Source organism: Vibrio sp. YQ_11 (assembly GCF_043103065.1).
Taxonomy (GTDB): Bacteria; Pseudomonadota; Gammaproteobacteria; order Enterobacterales; family Vibrionaceae; genus Vibrio; species Vibrio parahaemolyticus.
Genome location: NZ_JBICJM010000053.1, coordinates 1 through 20,826, shown reverse-complemented (window position 1 = coordinate 20,826; position 20,826 = coordinate 1). Strand labels below are relative to the sequence as shown.

The following is a 20,826-nucleotide window of genomic DNA, read 5'->3' as shown; positions in this document are numbered from 1 at the left end:
CGAAAGGAACCCTACTATGACCACCGAATTTCGTATTGAAACCGACAGCATGGGCGAAGTAAAAGTCCCGGCGAATGCCTTGTATCAAGCGCAAACTCAGCGCGCTATCGATAACTTTGCATTCAGCCAGCACACCATGCCAAGCGGCTTCATCCAAGCTTTAGCCCACATCAAACAAACGGCAGCACTGACCAACGCACAACTAGGGTTACTAGAAGGTGATATCGCCAATGCGATTGCAGACGCCGCGCAAGCCATTATTGATGGGCAACATCTCGATCAGTTCCCTATCGACCTGTTCCAAACCGGTTCTGGGACAAGCTCCAACATGAACGCCAATGAAGTGATTGCCACGCTTGCGTCTGAATTGCTTGGCGGCAACGTCAATCCGAATGACCACGTTAACATGGGTCAAAGCAGTAACGATGTGGTGCCGACGGCGATTCAAGTCAGCTCAGCACTTGCTATTGAACACAAGTTGTTGCCTGCACTGGCTCATCTTAGCCAAAGCCTAGAAACCAAGAAGCAAGCTTTGCAAGGTGTGGTAAAAACAGGCCGAACTCATTTGATGGACGCCATGCCAATCACTTTCGCGCAAGAGCTGGGCGGCTGGCAATTCCAGATTGAACACGCTAAACAAGCCATTGAACAAACACTGCCGATGGTGAAAGCCCTTGCTCAAGGCGGCACTGCCGTTGGCACAGGGATCAACGCCGATCCGCGTTTTGCCTCTCTGTTTGCAGACAACCTCACTCAGTCCACTCGAGTCACCTTTACTTCAAGCGACAATTTCTTCTTCAACCTCAGCAGCCAGGATGCGATCGTCGCACTGTCTGGACAGCTCAAAACAGCAGCAGTTGCGATCATGAAGATCGCAAACGATCTTCGCTGGATGAACTCTGGCCCATTGGCTGGCTTGGGTGAAATCGAACTGCAAGGCTTACAGCCGGGTTCATCAATCATGCCGGGCAAAGTAAACCCGGTTATTCCTGAAGCCGCAGCCATGGCGTCAGCGCAAGTGATTGGCAACGACGCAACCATCACCATCGCGGGTCAGTCTGGCAACTTCCAGTTGAATGTTATGCTACCTGTGATTGCACATAATATTTTGGAGAGCATTGAGCTCGTTGCGAACAGTGCGACCGCCCTTGCCGATAAGGCGATTGCGACCTTTGACGTTCGACAAGATAACCTCGATATTGCTTTGGCCAAGAATCCGATTTTAGTCACCGCACTAAACCCGGTGATCGGGTATTTGAAAGCGGCAGAAGTCGCGAAAAAAGCCTACAAACAAGGACGAGCCATCATTGATATGGCCGAAGAGGAAACGGATTTAGACCGCGAAACGCTTGAAAGGCTGCTTAATCCAGCCAAATTGACTCAAGGTGGCGTGGCAGAGTAAAGCACTTACTTTGAATTTCCGCAGAATATAAAGAGACCTCTCATTGGAGGTCTCTTACTATCTGGCTCATGCGCTCAACTTATCTAAGTTACGCGACTCGATTGAGCACCGAGCGTAATTTGAGTGGCTTAACGGGTTTGGCAATAAAGCTGAAACAGTTCGCTTTGATGCCTTCCATCATATCGTCAGTACGGTCAGCACTGATGATCACCCCTTCAAAACGATTCCCCAGACGCAAACGACACTGTTGCAACACTTCTAACCCCGTACGTCCGTTATCCAATCGATAATCAGAGAAAATGACGTCTGGCACCCAATCGCCTTCGAGCGCTTGTAAACTTTCGACGAGATCCGTCGCAACGCGTATGTCGCATCCCCAACGAGAGAGAAGATTTTCCATTCCGACCAAAATGTCAGGTTCGTTATCGACACACAGAATTCGCAAGTGGCACAACTCCGATTGAGGACTGGTCTCGACTTTCGCAGGGTGTGGCTGAACGTGATGAGCCTTATCCAACGTTATCGAGAACACGCTGCCTTTACCAAACCACGAACGCATTGAAATTTCGTGCCCCAACACCTGCGCAATCCCTTTGGAAATCGCCAAGCCTAATCCCAAACCTTGATCGGAGCGCACTTGCGTTCCGCGATTAAACTCTTCGAAAATTTCCTGCTGTTTTTCTTCCTCGATGCCCATGCCGTTATCCCACACATCAATGCGCACACGTCCTTGAACTCGGCGCACACCCAGCGCAACTTTTCCATTTGGACTGTAACGAAAGGCATTGGTGAGGAAATTCTGCACCACACGGCGCAGTAATTTAGGGTCCGATTTCACCATTAGAGAAGATGGAATCATAGTGAACTCGATCCCCTGTTGTTTGGCCAATGCGCTGAATTCCGCATTGAGGTTCGCCAGAACATCGTTGACCGCGAAGCCATGCACATTGACTTCCAACTTACCCGATTCCAAACGCGAAATATCCAGCAAATCTCCGATCAAATCTTCTGCCGCGCCTAACGCACTTTCGATATGTGCCGACAACTTGCGAGTTTCGCTGTCTTTGGCTACTTCAGAAAGTGAAGACGCAAACAAACGGGCGGCATTGAGCGGCTGCATCAAGTCGTGACTCACGGCCGCTAAAAAACGCGATTTCGATTTCGACTCCAAATCCGAACGCTGCGTCGCTGCCACCAACTGTTTGTTGAGTTGCTCCAACTCTCTGGTGCGCGCGCGCACTCGTTCTTCTAACGTTTCATTGGCGTCTTTCAGCGCTTGCTCGGCATCGCGGAATACGGTGATGTCCGTAAAGCTCATTACAAAACCACCGCCGGGCATTGGGTTCCCTTGCACTTCAATTACTCGACCGTCAGGACGCACACGGGAAGAGGTATGTCGCGTGCCTTGCTCAAGGTGATACACGCGGCGGCGTACGTGGTCTTCCGGATCGCCGGGGCCACACAAACCTTGCTCAGCATTGTGGCGAATCACATCAGCAATCGGTCGGCCGACTTGAATTAATCCTGGTGGGAATACAAACAGCTCTAGGTAACGCTGGTTCCACGCCACCAGCCGCAGTTGTTTGTCGACCACCGCAATCCCTTGGCCGATATGTTCAATCGCCCCTTGGAGTAATCCGCGGCTAAAGTCGTACAACTCGGATGCTTCATCAACGATGGTTGCGACTTCTTCAAGCTGCATATTTCTGCCTTGCAACGCAGAAGTAAGTACTAACTTAGCGGAAGAGGCACCAAACACCCCTGCCAACACGCGCTCAGTGTGACGAATCAACGAAGACGGCGCTTGTTGGTTCGGTAACAACTCCTCTCGCTGCTGACTCCAATAGGCTTGGAAAGCCACTTTTACCCGAGTGCGGCCAACAAAGCGCGAGGCAAGCATTTCCAACTCAGCCACGGTAACTCGACTTTGATACAAGCTGATGTTTTCGCTTTCAGGCAGCGGTGTTCCGACAAAAGACGCCGACTGTAAGCGCTCACTTAGGCTTGGACGCGTCGCCAGAGACACCGCGACAAAACACACCGCGTTCGCCACCACACTCATGATCATGCCCCAATCCGAAATCGCAATGTCGAAGCTCGACAGCATCTCTGGCGGCGTGATTAACCAAATCAAAAAGTTGTTGCTGGCATTACCAGCCAACATGTCGGTTTGGCTCATTAAGGTAATCAACCAAATCGTAAAACCGACCGCGAGGCCAACATAAACGCCTTTCTTGTTACCCTGACGCCAATACATACCGCCAATCAATGCAGGAGCAAACTGGGTAATGGCTGCAAACGAGAGAAAACCTATCGCAGAGAGTGAGTGGATACTATCTAAGGCCTGATAAAATCCCCATGCACCAATCAACAAAATCAGAATTAGAGCGCGGCGAATACGCAGCAAAAGCTCAGAAAAGTGGTGATGGTTGCGCTGTGCCAAGCGCATTCGACGCAATATCAGCGGCATCACTAAGTCGTTCGATACCATGATCGCCAACGCAATGGTTGAAACAATCACCATACCGCTCGCCGCCGAAGTACCGCCTAAAAACGCCAGTAACGCAATCTCGCTTGCCCCCACCGCCATCGGCACACTGATCACGTAAGTATCGGCAGATGTTCCGCTCAATAACCCTTGCCCGACCCACGCGATTGGCAACACAAATACGCCCATCAAAATCAGATACAGCGGGAACAACCAACGCGCGACATGCAAGTCTTGCGCACGTTCATTTTCCACCACCATGGTGTGGAACTGACGCGGCAAACAGACAATCGCCAACATGGTCAGCACAGTATGAATCAATAAGGTTGGAATGTTTGGCGACTGGTAGGTTTCAGAAGCCACTTCAACCAGACTCAAGTTTTCCGTGCTCATCGCCAACCAGACAATGAAAATCCCCACCACCAAAAACGCCAGCAATTTGATGATGGATTCAAACGCGATCGCCATCATCATCCCACGGTGATGCTCGGTGTTATCAATATGGCGAGTACCAAACAACATGGTAAAAATGGCCAGTGCCACCACGACAAACCAAGACACGCTGTCATTCTGATAACCAAAATCGGTCGCCAATTCTGGGGCGATGATCTCCAACCCCATGGTGATGCCACGCAGCTGCAAGGCGATATAAGGTAAGATCCCCGCCACCGCAATCAATGTGACGACCACCGCCAAACCTTGCGATTTTCCGTAACGGGCACCAATAAAATCAGCGATGGAAGTGATGTGTTCGCGCTTCGCGATCAGAATGAGTCGAGCCAGAACCCGCCATCCGATGGTAAACACCAAAATCGGCGCGATATAGATGGGCAAGAAAGACCAAGGATTGCTGCTCGCCTGTCCGACCGTGCCGTAGAAGGTCCACGAGGTACAGTACACCGCAATCGAGAGACTATAAATCCACGGTCGCCAACGGGCGAGCCAGCGCTTCTGTATGTCTCCGTACCACGCGATTATAAATAGGGCTCCCAAGTACGCCAAAGAAACGGGAACCACCAGCCATCCTTGCATCTGATATCCTTTCTAGCTTTTCTTACAGAAAATAAAAAACCTCTCCTTGAGGGAGAGGTTTCATTTAACACTGCTTTCACAATGGAGACAAAGATTAGTTTTTAACCTTTGTCACAGAAGTCTAATTCTGTGTTTCAAGTGCCTTTTCAGACACATCCACCACGTTGTGGCTAGGCTCTTGAGGGTCCAATTTGATGAACAGCGCCAATAGGCCCATTGCCGCCATACCCCAGAACACCAGCGCCCCCCAGTGCTCGTAACCCCAACCACTGAGCACCGTCATCAGCGCGATAAATGCGCCAAGCGGAATTGCATTGTATAGCGCTTGCAGCGCCACCATTTTGTGCTCTTCAGAGTTTTGGATGTATTGAATGGCCGCAATGTGCGCCGTCGCGAATGTCACGCCGTGCAGAAGTTGCACAATAACCAACGCAACGATAGACGTTGTTGCTGCGGTCATGCCCCAACGCATCATCACACCACAAGCTGCAACAATAAACAGCGTGCGCAGCGCCCAACCAGCAAACAGACGCTTACTCAATGCAAACACAGCCACTTCTGCCGCAACGCCTAGACTCCACAAGTAGCCGATCACGTCTTCTGAGTGACCCGCCGCTTTCCAGTGAATGGCACTAAAGCCGTAGTACGCCGCATGGCTACCTTGGATAAGTGACACCAAAACCAAGAACTTCACCACTGATTTATCGGTAAGCAGTGCGGATAATTTCGGACGTTCAGCATGCTGGTCACCGCGAGTGACAGGCATTGGATTGATGCTGCGCATCGCGAAAAGCAATGAAAAGAACACCCCCACCATCGCGGTGTACAGAATCATATCCGAGCCAAATTCTGCGACAAGGAAACCCACCACCGTCGAACCCGCAATGAAGGCTATAGAACCCCACAAACGCGTGCGCCCGTAATCCAACATTTTCAAGCGAGCATAGTAGTTTGCCATCGCGTCTGATAGCGGTACTACCGGACCACAACACAAGTTAAACAACACCGTTGCCAATGCCATGAGCCAAAAACTGCCGCCCGTAAAAAAGTGGAAACCAACAAAAATGAGGGCAGCAAAACTCAACCAACGCAACGTTGGCATTAGATGTTCAACTCGGTGTACACGAGGGGTAATGACGATGTTAGCCACGCAGCGTGTCGCCAACCCTAAACCAACCAGTAAACCAATGTCCGTGGAAGAAACGCCCTGTTCTTTAAACCACAACGACCAAAATGGCAGGTAAACGCCATACGCAAAAAAGAATCCGAGAAAGTACTGGGAAATCCAGCCATACGGAGAAGGTTTCAACATTACTAATATCCTAAAACGGGAACACCATCGCTCGAACCGTGGATTATGGATCGCTATGCGTATTAGAAAAAGGGAAGAATAGGCAACTTACCGTTTCCTCGATGTCATTCTGACTTTTGAAGCGCCGAACTCGCTCATCAATGTCCAGCGGTTTAGACCAAAGTCGTCTGGCTTACGGCAAGAAATTTGTCAGACTTATACTGTGTTCCTCCCAATTTTAGGTGTCTCCATGCCTGACAAATTTAATATGCAATCTCCCCCGTTCGATCGTCTGACCGATGCCCAGCAAACTCGGCTACGCTCGTCCTTAGATGTGGCGTACTATCGAACTCGAGATGTCATTTTATCTAGCGGGCAGACCAACCCTCACTTGCACATATTGATCAAAGGCGCAGTCGAAGAACGTTCCAAAGACCAATCCGAAGTGTTCGCTCACTACGCCAATGATGACATGTTTGATGTGCGCTCGCTGTTTGAAGAATGCGTTCGACATCAATACATCGCGCTGGAAGACACCCTTTCGTACTTGCTGCCAAAAGACGTTTTTCTCGAGCTTTATAACGAGAATGGCCAGTTCGCGGCTTACTTCGACAACAACTTATCCAAACGACAAGAACTCATCGAAGCCGCGCAGCAACAGCAAAACTTGGCCGAATTCATTCTGACTAAAGTCGATAACAGCATTTATCATCCGCCGATGATCCTCGCGCCAGAAACGCCAATCAACGAGGTAACTCGAACTCTAAAAGATAACGGCATCGATGCTGCATTGGTTCAGCTCCATGACGACGACCCGCGATTGGCAAAATGGCCGTCAGCTCACCCGTACGCCATCGTGACTCGTACCAACATGCTGCACTCGGTTATGTTGGATAATTGCGCCGTGAACACGCCCGTAGGTGAGATCGCAACTTTCCCTGTCTACCATGTTGATGACGGGGATTTTCTGTTTAACGCCATGATCACCATGACACGTAATCGCATGAAACGTTTGATGGTTTGCGAAGGCAATCGCGCGGTGGGCATGCTCGACATGACACAGATTCTGAGCGCGTTTTCGACGCACTCCCACGTGTTAACACTCAGCATTGCACGAGCAAGCAGCGTAGAAGAACTGGCGTTGGCCTCAAACCGTCAACGTCAACTGGTAGAAAGCTTGCTGAGAAACGGCATCCGCACTCGCTTCATCATGGAGCTCATCTCTGCGGTAAACGAACAAATTATCGAAAAAGCCTTTGAACTGGTGGTGCCACCCGCTTTGCACGACCACTGTTGTTTGATCGTGCTGGGCTCAGAAGGGCGTGGCGAGCAAATTCTTAAGACCGACCAAGACAACGCGCTCATTATTGAAGACGGGCTAGAATGGCAACATTGCAAACAAGTGATGCAATCATTCACCCACACTCTGCAGCAGCTTGGTTACCCACTCTGCCCCGGCAAAGTGATGGTCAACAACCCGAAATGGGTCAAAACGCAGCAAGAGTGGATCCACACCTTAGATCATTGGATTGCGAAGGCGGAACCTGAACCAATCATGGACTTGGCGATTTTCAGTGACGCACATGCAGTAGCAGGGAATCGAGAGCTTCTCACCCCAATAGCAAATCACCTCAGAGACAGCATGAAAGATCGCATGCTGGTTTTGTCGGATTTCACGCGCCCTGCTTTGCAATTTTCCGTGCCCCTGACTCTGTTTGGCAACGTAAAAAGTGCCAAGGATGGTTTGGATATCAAACGTGGTGGCATCTTCCCTATCGTGCATGGTATTCGCACCTTGTCGTTGGAATATGCGATTGAAGAAAAAAACACCTTTGAACGCATCGAAGCACTAAGAAAAAAACGCATCTTAGAACCGGAGACCGCAGACAACTTAAACGAAGCGTTGAAGCTGTTCTTTAAGATTCGCCTTCATCAGCAATTGAGTAAACAAGAAACACTTAACAACATTGATATCAAACAGTTAGACCGAACCGAGCGTGACTTGCTGCGTCATAGCTTGCATGTGGTGAAGAAGTTTAAGCAGTTCTTGGGCTTCCACTATCAAATCCGCGATTAAGCGCTTACACAAGTCAAAATGAGGCGTAGAGGATGAACTGGTTACAACGCAAATATTGGCATTACAAACTGAAAGGCTCGCCTTATCAGTCGCTGTTTTGTGCGCCACACAAAACCGAGTTTGTGTCTCTAGATTGTGAGACCACCAGCCTTGATCCGAACCGTGCTGAGTTGGTAACCATCGCGGCAACCAAGATCATCGACAACCGCATCCTCACCAGTCAGCCTTTTGAAGTACGCTTACGTGCACCCCAATCGTTAGATTCTGGGTCAGTGAAAATTCATAAAATTCGCCACCAAGATCTGGCTGATGGTATCAGCGAGAAAGAAGCGTTGCTGAAACTGCTCACGTTCATCGGCAACCGTCCTTTAGTCGGATATCACATTCGCTATGACAAAAAAATTCTCGACCTTGCCTGCCAAAGGCAACTCGGCTTCCCACTGCCAAACCCATTGATTGAAGTCAGCCAGATTTATCACGACAAACTAGAACGGCATTTACCCAATGCCTACTTCGACTTAAGTCTGGATGCGATTTGCAAGCACCTTGAACTGCCCATTCAAGATAAACACGACGCGCTGCAAGATGCGATTTCTGCCGCCTTGGTTTTTGTGCGCCTCACCAAGGGCGATCTGCCAAATCTCACCGCGCCATACACATAAATCCTGTTGACCTAGCTCCCATAATTACTTTTATTTCAAGCATTTTCCGGCACACCCCTCTGTCTCATCCTAAAGTCTAATTGTGGAAATACGCGCTGTGACTGACAGTTATAGGCACAACGTCGTTCTAGGACGACTGAGTATTTAAGAACCAAAAGACAGCCCTACAAAAATACATATTCAGAATCTTAAGTAGATTGGTGTAAGGCCGAGAATTAAGGCACAAGGAGAGAAGCCATGAGCGAAGCCCACGTTTATCCGGTAAAAGAAAATATTAAAACTCATACACACGCGGATAATGATACCTACCTAGCCATGTATCAGCAGTCAGTCACCGATCCAGAGGGCTTCTGGAACGAGCACGGCAAAATCGTTGATTGGATCAAACCTTTCACCAAAGTAAAAAGCACCTCATTCGACACCGGCCACGTTGACATTCGCTGGTTTGAAGATGGCACACTGAACGTATCTGAAAACTGTATCGACCGTCATCTCGCGGAACACGGCGACGACGTAGCGATCATCTGGGAAGGCGATGATCCAGCAGACGACAAAACGCTGACTTTCAACGAACTGCACAAAGAAGTGTGCAAGTTCTCTAACGCATTAAAAGACCAAGGCGTGCGCAAAGGCGACGTGGTGTGTTTATACATGCCAATGGTGCCAGAAGCAGCTATCGCTATGCTGGCGTGTACACGCATCGGCGCGGTGCATACCGTGGTGTTTGGTGGTTTCTCACCAGAAGCACTGTCTGGTCGTATCATCGACTCTGACGCGAAAGTTGTGATCACTGCGGACGAAGGTGTGCGCGGTGGACGTGCCGTTCCACTGAAAAAGAACGTGGACGAAGCACTCACTAACCCAGAAGTAAAAACCATCAGCAAAGTTGTGGTACTAAAACGCACAGGCGGCAATGTAGATTGGCATGAGCATCGTGATGTTTGGTGGCACGAAGCAACCGCAAAAGTATCTGATGTTTGTCCACCAGAAGAGATGAAAGCGGAAGACCCACTGTTCATCCTCTACACATCAGGCTCGACAGGCAAACCAAAAGGCGTACTTCACACAACAGGTGGCTACCTTGTTTATGCTGCCATGACGTTTAAATACGTCTTCGATTACCAACCAGGTGAAACGTTCTGGTGTACCGCAGACGTAGGCTGGATTACTGGCCACACGTACCTTATCTACGGACCACTTGCGAACGGTGCGAAAACCATCCTGTTCGAAGGTGTACCAAACTACCCGAACACAAGCCGTATGAGCGAAGTGGTCGATAAGCATCAAGTGAACATTCTGTACACCGCACCAACGGCTATTCGTGCGCTGATGGCAAAAGGCAACGAAGCGGTTGCTGGCACGTCTCGCTCAAGCCTTCGCATCATGGGCTCAGTGGGCGAACCAATCAACCCAGAGGCATGGGAGTGGTACTACAAAACGATCGGTAACGAAAATTCACCTATCGTCGACACTTGGTGGCAAACGGAAACCGGCGGCATCTTGATCGCTCCACTTCCGGGCGCGACAGATCTCAAACCAGGTTCAGCAACTCGCCCATTCTTCGGCGTACAACCTGCACTGGTTGATAACATGGGTAATATCCTTGAAGACACCGTGGCTGAAGGTAACTTGGTAATTCTTGATTCATGGCCAGGTCAGATGCGTACGGTTTACGGCGACCATGAACGCTTCGAACAAACCTACTTCTCAACCTTTAAGGGCATGTACTTCACCAGTGACGGTGCGCGTCGTGACGAAGACGGCTACTACTGGATCACTGGCCGCGTCGATGACGTACTGAACGTGTCTGGACACCGTATGGGCACCGCTGAAATTGAATCTGCGCTAGTCGCGCATCACAAAATTGCCGAAGCCGCGATTGTTGGTATTCCACACGACATCAAAGGCCAAGCGATCTACGCCTACATCACGCTCAACGATGGCGAATTCCCATCCGCAGAACTGCACAAAGAAGTGAAAGATTGGGTGCGTAAAGAGATTGGTCCAATTGCAACGCCTGATGTACTGCACTGGACAGACTCTCTACCAAAGACTCGTTCAGGTAAGATCATGCGTCGTATTCTGCGTAAGATTGCGACAGGTGATACAAGCAACCTAGGCGATACTTCAACGCTTGCCGATCCAAGTGTAGTAGACAAACTCATCGCCGAAAAAGCAGAACTGGTATAAGCTCGCCAGCCTGTTTTAAACAGTGAACGAAAACCGCCATCTTTGCATGGCGGTTTTTTGCTTTTGGGCGCAAATTAACCACAGCATAGATATGGTGATTATGTTGTTTTTGTTAACTTGGTTACAGAAACGAAGCGGGCAATTGGGAGATTAGACCAGTAAATTGCTGCTAATTGCTATGAATTAGCTATAATCTTGGTCGATTTTTTAAAATTTGCTCGGTTTTAACAAAAAAATCGTGCTGAATTATCGTATATTTGGGAATATAAACGTTCCACTCACGATAAGGGAAGATAGCAACATAATGTCTGCAAAGTCACGGATTCTTGTTCTAAACGGACCAAATCTTAACCTATTAGGTCTGCGTGAACCGACACACTATGGTAACAACACCCTAGCACAAATTGTGGACGCTTTGACTGAACAAGCGCACAACGCAGGGGTGGAATTGGAACACCTACAATCAAATCGTGAGTACGAACTGATTGAAGCCATTCATGCCGCTTACGGCAAGATTGATTTCATCATCATCAATCCAGCTGCTTTCACTCACACCAGTGTAGCACTGCGAGATGCATTACTTGGCGTTGCCATCCCATTTATCGAGGTGCACCTATCGAACGTGCATGCACGTGAGCCGTTTCGTCATCACTCTTACCTGTCTGATAAGGCAGAAGGCGTGATCTGCGGTTTAGGCGCACAAGGTTATGAATTCGCTCTGTCTGCCGCGATTAAAAAGCTACAGGCAAAGTAACCCTAACACTCTGCAACCCCACAGGGGTTGTCTTAATCACAAGATAAAAGAGAAAGAAAAGATGGATATTCGTAAAATCAAGAAGCTAATCGAGTTAGTTGAAGAGTCTGGCATTGCTGAGCTAGAGATTTCTGAAGGTGAAGAGTCAGTACGCATCAGTCGTCACGGCACAGCAGCTCCAGCACCAGTTCACTACGCAGCAGCTCCAGTAGCAGCACCTGCGCCAGTAGCAGCACCTGTAGCAGACGCGCCAGCAGCTGAAGCTCCAGCAGCAGCGGTACCTGCAGGTCACCAAGTTCTTTCTCCAATGGTTGGTACTTTCTACCGCTCTCCAAGTCCTGATGCGAAATCATTCGTAGAAGTGGGCCAAAAAGTTAACGCTGGCGACACGCTATGTATCGTTGAAGCAATGAAGATGATGAACCAAATCGAAGCGGACAAATCTGGCGTTGTTACTGCAATCCTAGTTGAAGACGGCCAACCAGTTGAATTCGACCAACCTCTAGTTGTAATCGAATAAGCGAGGCTTGCCTTATGCTAGACAAAGTAGTCATCGCGAACCGAGGTGAAATTGCACTTCGTATTCTTCGCGCTTGTAAAGAATTAGGTATTAAGACCGTTGCTGTTCACTCAACAGCTGACCGCGATCTTAAGCACGTACTACTTGCAGATGAAACCGTATGTATCGGCCCTGCTCGTGGTATCGACAGCTACCTAAACATCCCACGCATCATTTCTGCAGCAGAAGTAACTGGCGCGGTAGCTATCCACCCAGGTTACGGCTTCTTGTCAGAAAACGCTGACTTCGCAGAGCAAGTTGAGCGCAGTGGTTTCATCTTCGTTGGTCCAAAAGCGGACACTATCCGCATGATGGGCGACAAAGTATCAGCGATCACCGCAATGAAAAAAGCGGGCGTTCCATGTGTACCTGGCTCAGACGGTCCACTAGATAACGACGAAGACAAGAACAAAGCTCACGCTAAGCGTATCGGCTACCCTGTTATCATCAAAGCATCTGGCGGCGGCGGCGGTCGTGGTATGCGCGTAGTTCGTGCAGAAAAAGACCTCGTTCAAGCTATTGCTATGACTCGTGCAGAAGCAAAAGCTGCATTCAACAACGACATAGTTTACATGGAGAAATTCCTAGAAAACCCACGTCACGTTGAAGTACAAGTTATTGCTGATGGTCAAGGCGGTGCAATCCACCTAGGTGAACGTGACTGTTCTATGCAGCGTCGTCACCAAAAAGTAGTGGAAGAAGCTCCAGCTCCTGGCATCACTGAAGAGATGCGTAAGTACATCGGCGAACGTTGTACTCGTGCATGTATTGAAATCGGTTACCGTGGCGCGGGTACGTTCGAATTCCTATACGAGAACGGTGAATTCTACTTCATCGAAATGAACACTCGTATTCAGGTAGAACACCCAGTAACAGAAATGGTTACCGGTATCGACCTAATCAAAGAACAGCTTCGCGTAGCAGCAGGTCAACCACTGTCATTCACTCAAGATGACATCAAGATCCGCGGCCATGCGATTGAGTGTCGTATCAACGCAGAAGACCCAGAGCGCTTCCTACCATCTCCAGGTAAGATTCAACGCTTCCACGCGCCAGGCGGCATGGGTGTTCGTTGGGAATCGCACATCTACTCTGGTTACACAGTACCACCTCACTACGACTCAATGATCGGTAAGCTGATCACTTACGGTGAAAACCGTGACGTAGCGATTGCACGTATGAAGAATGCACTGGGTGAGATGATCATCGAAGGCATTAAAACTAACGTGCCACTGCAAGTGTCAATCATGAATGATGAAAACTTCCAACACGGCGGTGCGAACATTCACTACCTAGAGAAGAAACTAGGCCTACAATAAGCCTCAGCGAACCTCTAAATAAATGCCCACATCTGTGGGCATTTTTGTTTTGTATAAAGTCTATACTCAAACAAATCGCAGAGTTCTGGTAAACTCTGCGCCACTTCATTCACTTTAAGAGCAAAAACAAATGCCTTGGATTCAAATCAAACTCAACGCGACCAATGAAAACGCCGAGCAAATCGGCGACATGCTAATGGAAGAGACTGGTGCGCTGTCTGTAACTTTCTTAGACGCGCAGGATACACCTGTATTCGAACCTCTACCTGGCGAGACTCGCTTATGGGGCGATACTGACATTCTGGCACTGTACGATGCAGAAGCCGATACCAACTTCATCATCGACCAAATCAAAGCAAGCAATATGCTAGCAGAAAATTTTGCTTACAAAGTTGAACAGCTTGAAGACAAAGACTGGGAACGCGAGTGGATGGAAAACTTCCACCCAATGAAATTTGGTGAGCGCCTATGGATTTGCCCAAGCTGGCGTGAAGTGCCAGAACCAGACGCTGTCAACGTAATGCTGGATCCAGGTCTTGCATTCGGTACTGGTACTCACCCAACAACCGCGCTTTGCCTTGAGTGGCTAGAAAGCATGGACTTAAGCGGTAAAACCGTTATCGACTTCGGCTGTGGCTCAGGCATTCTTGCGATCGCAGCGATCAAACTGGGCGCAGAAAAAGTTATCGGGATCGACATTGATCCTCAAGCGCTACTTGCTTCAAAAGACAACGCAGAGCGTAACGGCGTTGCCGACAAACTAGAAGTATACCTTCCTCACAACCAACCAGAAGGTCTGATTGCAGACGTGGTTGTTGCTAACATTCTTGCTGGCCCACTACGTGAACTTGCACCAATCATTAAAGGCCTAGTTAAGCCAAATGGCGCCCTAGCGATGTCTGGTGTTTTGGACACGCAAGCGGAAGATGTTGCAAGCTATTACCGTGATGAGCTTCACATTGACCCTATCATTGAGCAAAGCGAATGGTGTCGCATCTCTGGTCGTAAGCAAGGCTAGACAAGGTTTTCAGGGCTAATTGTTTGAAATTCATACAATTTACAAAAACAATTTGTAAATGCTCAAATATTAGTCTTTTCACGCAGTGAAAAAATGCGTAAAATGCGCGCCCTTGCTGGCACAGAACTGTGATGACGTTTTGAAAATCGGAAACTACCAACTTAAGAACAATCTAATCGTAGCCCCTATGGCTGGTGTAACGGATAGACCGTTCCGCGAGTTGTGTCTTCGTTATGGTGCGGGAATGGCCGTCAGTGAAATGATGTCCGCCAACCCAAAACTATGGAAAACGTCGAAGTCGAAACAGCGCATGGTACATGAAGGCGAATCGGGCATTCGCTCTGTACAAATTGCCGGTTCCGATCCACAGCTTATGGCAGATGCAGCTCAATTCAGTGTTGAAAACGGTGCGCAAATCATCGACATCAACATGGGCTGCCCGGCAAAAAAAGTGAATAAGAAGCTGGCGGGCTCTGCACTGCTTCAATACCCAACCATTATCGAAGAGATTTTGAAAGCGGTAGTGAATGCGGTAGACGTTCCTGTAACGTTAAAGACCCGAACAGGCTGGGATACAGACAACAAAAACTGTGTCCAAATCGCTAAATTAGCCGAAGACTGCGGCATACAAGCTCTTGCCCTGCATGGCAGAACAAAAGCGTGTATGTACAAAGGTGAGGCCGAATACGACAGCATTAAAGCGGTAAAAGAGGCGATTTCAATTCCGGTTATCGCGAACGGTGATATCGATAGCCCGGAGAAAGCCAAATTTGTACTGGAGTACACCGGTGCGGACGCTTTAATGATTGGACGCCCTGCCCAGGGCCGTCCTTGGATTTTCCAGGAAATCCATCACTATTTGGAAAACGGCACCACAATGGAGGAGCTTCCCACTCAGGAAGTGAAAGCCATTATGCTTGGTCATGTGAATGCTCTTCATGAATTTTATGGTGAGTATTTAGGTCCACGTATCGCGCGTAAGCACATAGGTTGGTATCTGAAAGAACATGAACAAGCGAGTGAGTTTCGCCGTACCTTCAACGCTATCGACGCAGCTCCGCTGCAAATTGAAGCGCTAGAAGGTTATTTTGATAACGTTGCATCATAATTAAGAGAAGAGCTAGACCGAATATGTTCGAACAAAATCTGACTTCAGAAGCATTAACAGTAACTACAGTAACGTCACAAGACCAGATTACTCAAAAGCCTTTACGTGACTCTGTTAAAGCGTCTCTTAAAAACTACCTTGCTCAACTAAATGGCCAGGAAGTAACAGAACTATACGAATTAGTTCTAGCTGAAGTTGAACAGCCACTATTAGATACTATCATGCAGTACACTCGCGGTAACCAAACTCGCGCAGCAACTATGATGGGTATCAACCGCGGTACTCTTCGCAAGAAACTTAAGAAATACGGCATGAACTAAGACCGGATTTCAAAAGTATTTGGAACAAGCCGTTACCTTCGGGTAGCGGCTTTTCTTTATCTACTGATCTAAAAATATTAGTGAAGAAACACGCGTGACACTTTCGCATCACGCGATTCACACTCTTTTATGAGTAGCGCTGGAGTTGCTCCATTTCCTGAATGGGCTTCAATGCTGCGATACCGAAGCCAAAGAGTAATACGGCCAATACAGCGACCCATTCACTCCCTACATCATAGGCAAATCCAGCAAGCGCAGACCAAATTGCGACGCCAAAATGCATCATGCTCATCGCAGATGACATTAAAACTCCTCGATATTCATCCGATAAGCTCGCTATATAAGCCTGTAGAGCCGGAGAGCCTATACCGCCTGCCAACGACCAAATTGCCAATATGGGAAGATAGGCCACGAATTGGCTCGCACCACACGCAAATACCCAGATGCTACATGGCATGCACACCATAAGCGCAATACGCATTACAGCTCGGCCACTTCCAAGGCGATGAGAAGCTCGAGTCGTGAGTAGATTTCCAAGAACACTCACGATTCCTAAAGCTGCGTACATCATGCCAATCCAACTTATCGACACTCCCGCGACATCTCGCATATTGAGCCCAATGAGATTGAACACACCAATACCACCACCTAAGCCAAAACACATAGCCGCAATCGCACCCAAAGCTCCAGGAAGGCGAAATGCCTCTATAACGGGAGGTAATGTCATTAACCGCTCGTTCTGCTCATGGTGCTCTCTCATGCATCCCCAAACTAAGGCCCCAACAGCAAGTGCCGCCATCCCTAAGATGATAAAAGCAGCTCGCCATGATAAGAGCTGAGTGATCAGTGCGCCGATAGCAGGGCTGGTTATCATTCCTAATGTCAATCCAGCTTGCACCATCACAATCTGCCGCATCGAGCGCCCACCTTTTGCATCACCAGCCAACGCAAATGCGATTGGCAGCATTCCTGCGCTAGCAATGCCCGTAACAACACGAGTGACTAAAGCCCATTCAAACTGGCTAACCAAGCCAGTCAGAATCGAGGAGATGCCAAAAACGAAACAAGCAGGCAGCATAAGAAAAATCAAATTCAGTCACGGCATCTGTTTTATGCAACTGAATCCTTTCAATTTTATCCAATTGTTTCTTACGGCCCTTCGCAATGCTCGCATTCACACCTGCGCCATTTTTCGCAATAAACTGTTCCAGTTTCTTAATCTCAGCTTGCTGTGAGTGGTACTCTTTTTCCAACAGCGAATTGTTGTGTCGCTTTTGCGCCATTGCTTTGTGGTATGAGCCGGTGTATTTCTGGATTTTTTGATAGTCGATATCACAGATGCAGGTAGTAACCGCATTCAGGAAACTCACATCATGAGACACCAACAGTACGGTTCCTACATAAGCATTGAGATAACTCTTCAACCACTCAATATGAGTTGCATCAAGATAGTTAGTCGGCTCATCTAACAATAAGACGTCTGGTTCACGCAACAATAAGCGCGCTAATAAAACCTTATGGCGTTGCCCGCCACTTAACGCACTCATTAGAGTATCCAGTCCCAACTGCTGTATACCAAGCCCTGCGGATACACTTTCAATTTGGGCATGTAAGGCGTAAAAGCCTTGGGCTTCCAATTCCGTTTGTAACTTAGCAACTCGGCGAAGCAAAGAAGGCGATGCAGATTCAGCCATCTCTTGATACAAAGAAAATAATTCACGTTCAGCTTCAAACAACTCATTAAATGCCGATTGTAAACATTCTCTAATCGTCTGAGTTTTATCAACCACAAGATGTTGATCAAGATAGCCAATCTCTAAGTTTGGCTGCCAATGAATATCTCCCTCATCGGCAGAAATTTCACCAACAAGCAACTTTAACAACGTACTTTTTCCTACTCCGTTTGCACCGGTGATTCCTACATGCTCTCCAGCATGAATAGTGAAGTGGGAATGGCTATATAGGTGATGATCAACAACCTGATAGGACATATTTTTAACGTGTAACACACTCATGTTTTTTACCAAATAAAAAGGGCCGGTACTTACATACCGGCCCCTATTTCAACTATGGGTAACTTCATATCTGATTTCAAACTTCAGATACAAAAAAGCCAGTGATGAAATATCACCGGCGGTCTCTTGTCTTTACTCAGATGTAATACAACTTACGCATTTTCCAGCTTAGCTGTGCACGTATTTCCACATCTGATGAAGATAATTTATGACTCCGAGCAACACTTCATCGCGTTTTATGCACGGAGTTCAGCCTTCTTACGAAGTTTTTAAACAAGAGATATAACATGAATTTTTGTCTCAAAAATATACAGGCAAGAGCCTACACCCGCACGAAACAAAGTGCTATAAAAATTTCACTCAAACAGCTCAAAAGCTAACACACACAGATTAGCTGAATCGATAAACCATTATGTGTTCCATATTGATTGTGTCATCAATACAAACCTATATAATCGGCTACTTGCCGAAAAGAAGGAAAGTAACCACATGATTTATAAAGAAAGGGAAACATGGTTAGAAGCCATTTTAAACACCCTACCTGATCATGTGTTTATCCTAGACGAAAGCGGGCGCTATATTGAAAGCTTTGGTGGAACCCACCACTCCAAAACGTTCAACGCAAAACGCTACACTGGCTTACAGCTTAGCGATGTCCTTTCCCCAAGCAAAGCAGATGAACTCATGGGGTTCATTTTTGACGTTATGCAAGATAACGAAGCGAAAGTCGTGAAATACAATCTTTCTCTGCATGACCACCTACTCCTGCCTATAGAAGAACTAGAAGCGTTAGAAAATCCAGAAGAAATGTGGTTTGAAGCGATTATCAAACCAGTTAACGCTCCTGAAAATGCAAACAAACTGGTGATCTGGTCTGTACGTGATATCACCAAGACTCATTTGCTAGAGCAACGCCTTAAACAATTATCAGAAACTGATGCACTTACTGGTCTTCTCAACCGCCGGGCGTTTATCTCCAATTTAGATAATGCGATCATTCAACATACAAAACGTTCTAAAACACTTTCATGCTTGATGATCGATATTGATCACTTCAAAGATATTAATGATAGAGTTGGTCATTTTTCTGGTGATCATGTTATCACTCGCATTGCTCACGTTTGCCAAGGAGTCATTCGTGGCAGCGACTTTATAGGTCGATTGGGAGGAGAAGAGTTCGCAGTAATCTTAACAGATACGAATGCGATTCAAGCGTATGACGTAGCTGAGCGCATACGCCAAGCTATACAAGCAACGATCTGTCATGTCGATGACGTTGAAATTACGACCACTGTTAGTATTGGTGTAGCAGGGTTGAATTCACAACAATCCAACGCAAAAGAGCTTCTAATCGAGGCCGATAAAGCGATGTACTATTCAAAGCACTCAGGACGCAATCAAGTCACCCTAGCTTACGAAAACCTGCCAGATCTTAAGCTTTATCAAGCCGGTCACTTAAAAATACAAAGAGTTTCTTAAATATAAGTTCCCCCCTTTCTGACCACAATAGCCTCTTTACTAAGAAACCTCCGTCCTACGCACTCCCCACAATAACATCGCTAAAAACTCGCTTATCTAAAACCTTTATAACTATTAGTAAAAAGTGCTCTATATGTGTTCGCTATTTATCGAACCAAACCACCATCATTACATCCTTAATATCGACTTTAAAAAGCTCGCAAGTCAGCAAAAATCCATTCAGATGAAAATGAGCCTGCAGGCCCTTGCTCATTTCAAATGATGGACATTCACGCACACAAATCGCCAAGTTTCTCAAGGTAAGCCGAACCAGTGTCAATAAGTGGGTTCAGACCTCTCTTTAAGAAGGGACGGAAGGACGGCAAAGAAAAGCCAAGAAGAGGAAGATCACCATTCTTAACTTCCGAGCAAAAAGAACAATTGAGTCAAGATATAAAAGATAAAACCAATGATACACAAGGCGGACGACTGACTGTTTTCGATATCCACGCTTATATCATGAAAAAATTTGGCAAGCACTACCGCCCTGACTCTATCTATTACCTGCTCGACCACATGGGCTTTTCATGAATAACTTCCCGCTCAAAACACGACAACACGCTTATGGGCTGAAAAAGCAACTCGCCCAAGAGCCGTGAAGCAAGAACAATTTGTGTATACTTATCTGTTCGGTTCAGTCTGTCCCAGAAAAGGAATTGGTGAGGCTATCATTGTCCCTGGGTTAATAAAGACATCATGATAGAGCACTTAAAACCAATATTAGCAGTCACGGAGGAGGGATGTCGCGCCGTCGTTGTAATGGATGGAGGAGGATGGCTTACAGAAGAAATTGCCAATGACTTTAAGAATGTCAGTGTCATCAAACTTTCGCCCTATTCTCCAGAGCTAAACCCTATCGAACAAGTATGGCGTTGGTTGAGGCAACGCGATTTATCCAACCAACCTTTTACGGGTTACGACGACATCATCTCCAAAGTCTGCGATGCATAGTATCGGTTTTTGGATTGCTCCAAAAGAGTCACCAAAATATGCTCGAGAAGATGGATAGACCTGACCAGTTAATTTTCCAGATTGGTATGACTTCTCTTGGAAGGGAAAATGACAGCCTAAAA

17 protein-coding genes and 1 pseudogene are annotated in these 20,826 nt (G+C 47.5%); 14 read left to right on the top strand and 4 right to left on the bottom strand.

Annotated elements, in window-relative coordinates:
• Positions 1 to 16 precede the first annotated feature (16 nt).
• On the top strand, positions 17 to 1,402 hold the full coding sequence (locus ACF8EG_RS24880) for a lyase family protein (RefSeq protein ID WP_069507442.1): 1,386 nt from the start codon (positions 17 to 19) through the stop codon (positions 1,400 to 1,402).
• Between the two features lie 88 nt (positions 1,403 to 1,490).
• Here the strand turns inward: ACF8EG_RS24880 and ACF8EG_RS24875 are convergent, their stop codons facing one another.
• Together ACF8EG_RS24875 and ACF8EG_RS24870 are read right to left on the bottom strand one after the other, a co-directional pair.
• Positions 1,491 to 4,922: a hybrid sensor histidine kinase/response regulator gene (locus ACF8EG_RS24875; protein ID WP_206926137.1), complete on the bottom strand. Its 3,432-nt coding sequence runs from the start codon at positions 4,920 to 4,922 to the stop codon at positions 1,491 to 1,493.
• A gap of 121 nt (positions 4,923 to 5,043) precedes the next feature.
• Positions 5,044 to 6,234: a 3-phenylpropionate MFS transporter gene (locus ACF8EG_RS24870; protein WP_024702523.1), complete on the bottom strand. Its 1,191-nt coding sequence runs from the start codon at positions 6,232 to 6,234 to the stop codon at positions 5,044 to 5,046.
• A 229-nt stretch (positions 6,235 to 6,463) separates the two neighbouring features.
• On the opposite strand from ACF8EG_RS24870, the gene ACF8EG_RS24865 reads away from it, so the two are divergent.
• The 9 genes from ACF8EG_RS24865 to fis all read left to right on the top strand — a co-directional run bounded on the left by ACF8EG_RS24865 (position 6,464) and on the right by fis (position 16,220).
• Positions 6,464 to 8,290, top strand: coding sequence for a DUF294 nucleotidyltransferase-like domain-containing protein (locus ACF8EG_RS24865; RefSeq protein ID WP_053343235.1), 1,827 nt, complete (start codon positions 6,464 to 6,466; stop codon positions 8,288 to 8,290).
• A 32-nt stretch (positions 8,291 to 8,322) separates the two neighbouring features.
• Positions 8,323 to 8,952 (top strand): 3'-5' exonuclease, encoded by a 630-nt coding sequence (locus tag ACF8EG_RS24860; RefSeq protein WP_021449808.1) that lies wholly within the window; start codon positions 8,323 to 8,325, stop codon positions 8,950 to 8,952.
• Between the two features lie 237 nt (positions 8,953 to 9,189).
• Positions 9,190 to 11,142: an acetate--CoA ligase gene (gene acs / locus ACF8EG_RS24855; RefSeq protein ID WP_029843553.1), complete on the top strand. Its 1,953-nt coding sequence runs from the start codon at positions 9,190 to 9,192 to the stop codon at positions 11,140 to 11,142.
• Positions 11,143 to 11,446: 304 nt separating this feature from the next.
• Positions 11,447 to 11,896, top strand: a complete 450-nt coding sequence (gene aroQ, locus ACF8EG_RS24850; RefSeq protein ID WP_017449381.1) for a type II 3-dehydroquinate dehydratase — start codon at positions 11,447 to 11,449, stop codon at positions 11,894 to 11,896.
• A gap of 61 nt (positions 11,897 to 11,957) precedes the next feature.
• Positions 11,958 to 12,416 (top strand): acetyl-CoA carboxylase biotin carboxyl carrier protein, encoded by a 459-nt coding sequence (gene accB, locus ACF8EG_RS24845; RefSeq protein ID WP_005459553.1) that lies wholly within the window; start codon positions 11,958 to 11,960, stop codon positions 12,414 to 12,416.
• Positions 12,417 to 12,430: 14 nt separating this feature from the next.
• Complete coding sequence (accC, locus tag ACF8EG_RS24840; RefSeq protein WP_020839801.1) at positions 12,431 to 13,774, top strand: acetyl-CoA carboxylase biotin carboxylase subunit; 1,344 nt, start codon at positions 12,431 to 12,433, stop codon at positions 13,772 to 13,774.
• Positions 13,775 to 13,904: 130 nt separating this feature from the next.
• Positions 13,905 to 14,792 (top strand): 50S ribosomal protein L11 methyltransferase, encoded by an 888-nt coding sequence (prmA, locus tag ACF8EG_RS24835; protein ID WP_020839802.1) that lies wholly within the window; start codon positions 13,905 to 13,907, stop codon positions 14,790 to 14,792.
• A gap of 139 nt (positions 14,793 to 14,931) precedes the next feature.
• Entirely contained in the window at positions 14,932 to 15,900 is a 969-nt protein-coding gene (gene dusB / locus ACF8EG_RS24830) for a tRNA dihydrouridine synthase DusB (RefSeq protein ID WP_069507451.1), read from the top strand.
• Positions 15,901 to 15,923: 23 nt separating this feature from the next.
• Positions 15,924 to 16,220 (top strand): DNA-binding transcriptional regulator Fis, encoded by a 297-nt coding sequence (fis, locus tag ACF8EG_RS24825; RefSeq protein WP_000462885.1) that lies wholly within the window; start codon positions 15,924 to 15,926, stop codon positions 16,218 to 16,220.
• Between the two features lie 127 nt (positions 16,221 to 16,347).
• Here the strand turns inward: fis and ACF8EG_RS24820 are convergent, their stop codons facing one another.
• Both ACF8EG_RS24820 and ACF8EG_RS24815 read right to left on the bottom strand, forming a co-directional pair.
• Positions 16,348 to 17,298 (bottom strand): MFS transporter, encoded by a 951-nt coding sequence (locus tag ACF8EG_RS24820; RefSeq protein ID WP_069507441.1) that lies wholly within the window; start codon positions 17,296 to 17,298, stop codon positions 16,348 to 16,350.
• Positions 17,294 to 18,235 (bottom strand): annotated as a pseudogene (locus ACF8EG_RS24815) (ABC-F family ATP-binding cassette domain-containing protein); the annotation flags it as partial. The gene ACF8EG_RS24820 and the pseudogene ACF8EG_RS24815, both read right to left, overlap by 5 nt.
• 489 nt (positions 18,236 to 18,724) lie before the next feature.
• Here ACF8EG_RS24815 and ACF8EG_RS24810 point away from each other — a divergent pair.
• The 4 genes from ACF8EG_RS24810 (at position 18,725) to ACF8EG_RS24795 (ending at position 20,704) form a co-directional block, all read left to right on the top strand.
• Positions 18,725 to 19,714, top strand: a complete 990-nt coding sequence (locus tag ACF8EG_RS24810; RefSeq protein WP_069507440.1) for a sensor domain-containing diguanylate cyclase — start codon at positions 18,725 to 18,727, stop codon at positions 19,712 to 19,714.
• 245 nt (positions 19,715 to 19,959) lie between these two features.
• On the top strand, positions 19,960 to 20,058 hold the full coding sequence (locus tag ACF8EG_RS24805) for a helix-turn-helix domain-containing protein (protein ID WP_139124744.1): 99 nt from the start codon (positions 19,960 to 19,962) through the stop codon (positions 20,056 to 20,058).
• 154 nt (positions 20,059 to 20,212) lie between these two features.
• Positions 20,213 to 20,284, top strand: a complete 72-nt coding sequence (locus ACF8EG_RS24800) for a winged helix-turn-helix domain-containing protein (protein WP_242536749.1) — start codon at positions 20,213 to 20,215, stop codon at positions 20,282 to 20,284.
• Between the two features lie 162 nt (positions 20,285 to 20,446).
• Positions 20,447 to 20,704: a transposase gene (locus tag ACF8EG_RS24795; RefSeq protein ID WP_267414087.1), complete on the top strand. Its 258-nt coding sequence runs from the start codon at positions 20,447 to 20,449 to the stop codon at positions 20,702 to 20,704.
• Positions 20,705 to 20,826 lie beyond the last annotated feature (122 nt).

Bases quoted from the DNA above. Each gene is read 5' to 3' on its own strand.
- ACF8EG_RS24880 (WP_069507442.1), top strand. From the start codon at position 17: ATGACCACCGAATTTCGTATTGAAACCGACAGCATGGGCGAAGTAAAA.
- ACF8EG_RS24875 (WP_206926137.1), bottom strand. From the start codon at position 4,922: ATGCAAGGATGGCTGGTGGTTCCCGTTTCTTTGGCGTACTTGGGAGCC.
- ACF8EG_RS24870 (WP_024702523.1), bottom strand. From the start codon at position 6,234: ATGTTGAAACCTTCTCCGTATGGCTGGATTTCCCAGTACTTTCTCGGA.
- ACF8EG_RS24865 (WP_053343235.1), top strand. From the start codon at position 6,464: ATGCCTGACAAATTTAATATGCAATCTCCCCCGTTCGATCGTCTGACC.
- ACF8EG_RS24860 (WP_021449808.1), top strand. From the start codon at position 8,323: ATGAACTGGTTACAACGCAAATATTGGCATTACAAACTGAAAGGCTCG.
- acs (WP_029843553.1), top strand. From the start codon at position 9,190: ATGAGCGAAGCCCACGTTTATCCGGTAAAAGAAAATATTAAAACTCAT.
- aroQ (WP_017449381.1), top strand. From the start codon at position 11,447: ATGTCTGCAAAGTCACGGATTCTTGTTCTAAACGGACCAAATCTTAAC.
- accB (WP_005459553.1), top strand. From the start codon at position 11,958: ATGGATATTCGTAAAATCAAGAAGCTAATCGAGTTAGTTGAAGAGTCT.
- accC (WP_020839801.1), top strand. From the start codon at position 12,431: ATGCTAGACAAAGTAGTCATCGCGAACCGAGGTGAAATTGCACTTCGT.
- prmA (WP_020839802.1), top strand. From the start codon at position 13,905: ATGCCTTGGATTCAAATCAAACTCAACGCGACCAATGAAAACGCCGAG.
- fis (WP_000462885.1), top strand. From the start codon at position 15,924: ATGTTCGAACAAAATCTGACTTCAGAAGCATTAACAGTAACTACAGTA.
- ACF8EG_RS24820 (WP_069507441.1), bottom strand. From the start codon at position 17,298: ATGCTGCCTGCTTGTTTCGTTTTTGGCATCTCCTCGATTCTGACTGGC.
- ACF8EG_RS24810 (WP_069507440.1), top strand. From the start codon at position 18,725: ATGATTTATAAAGAAAGGGAAACATGGTTAGAAGCCATTTTAAACACC.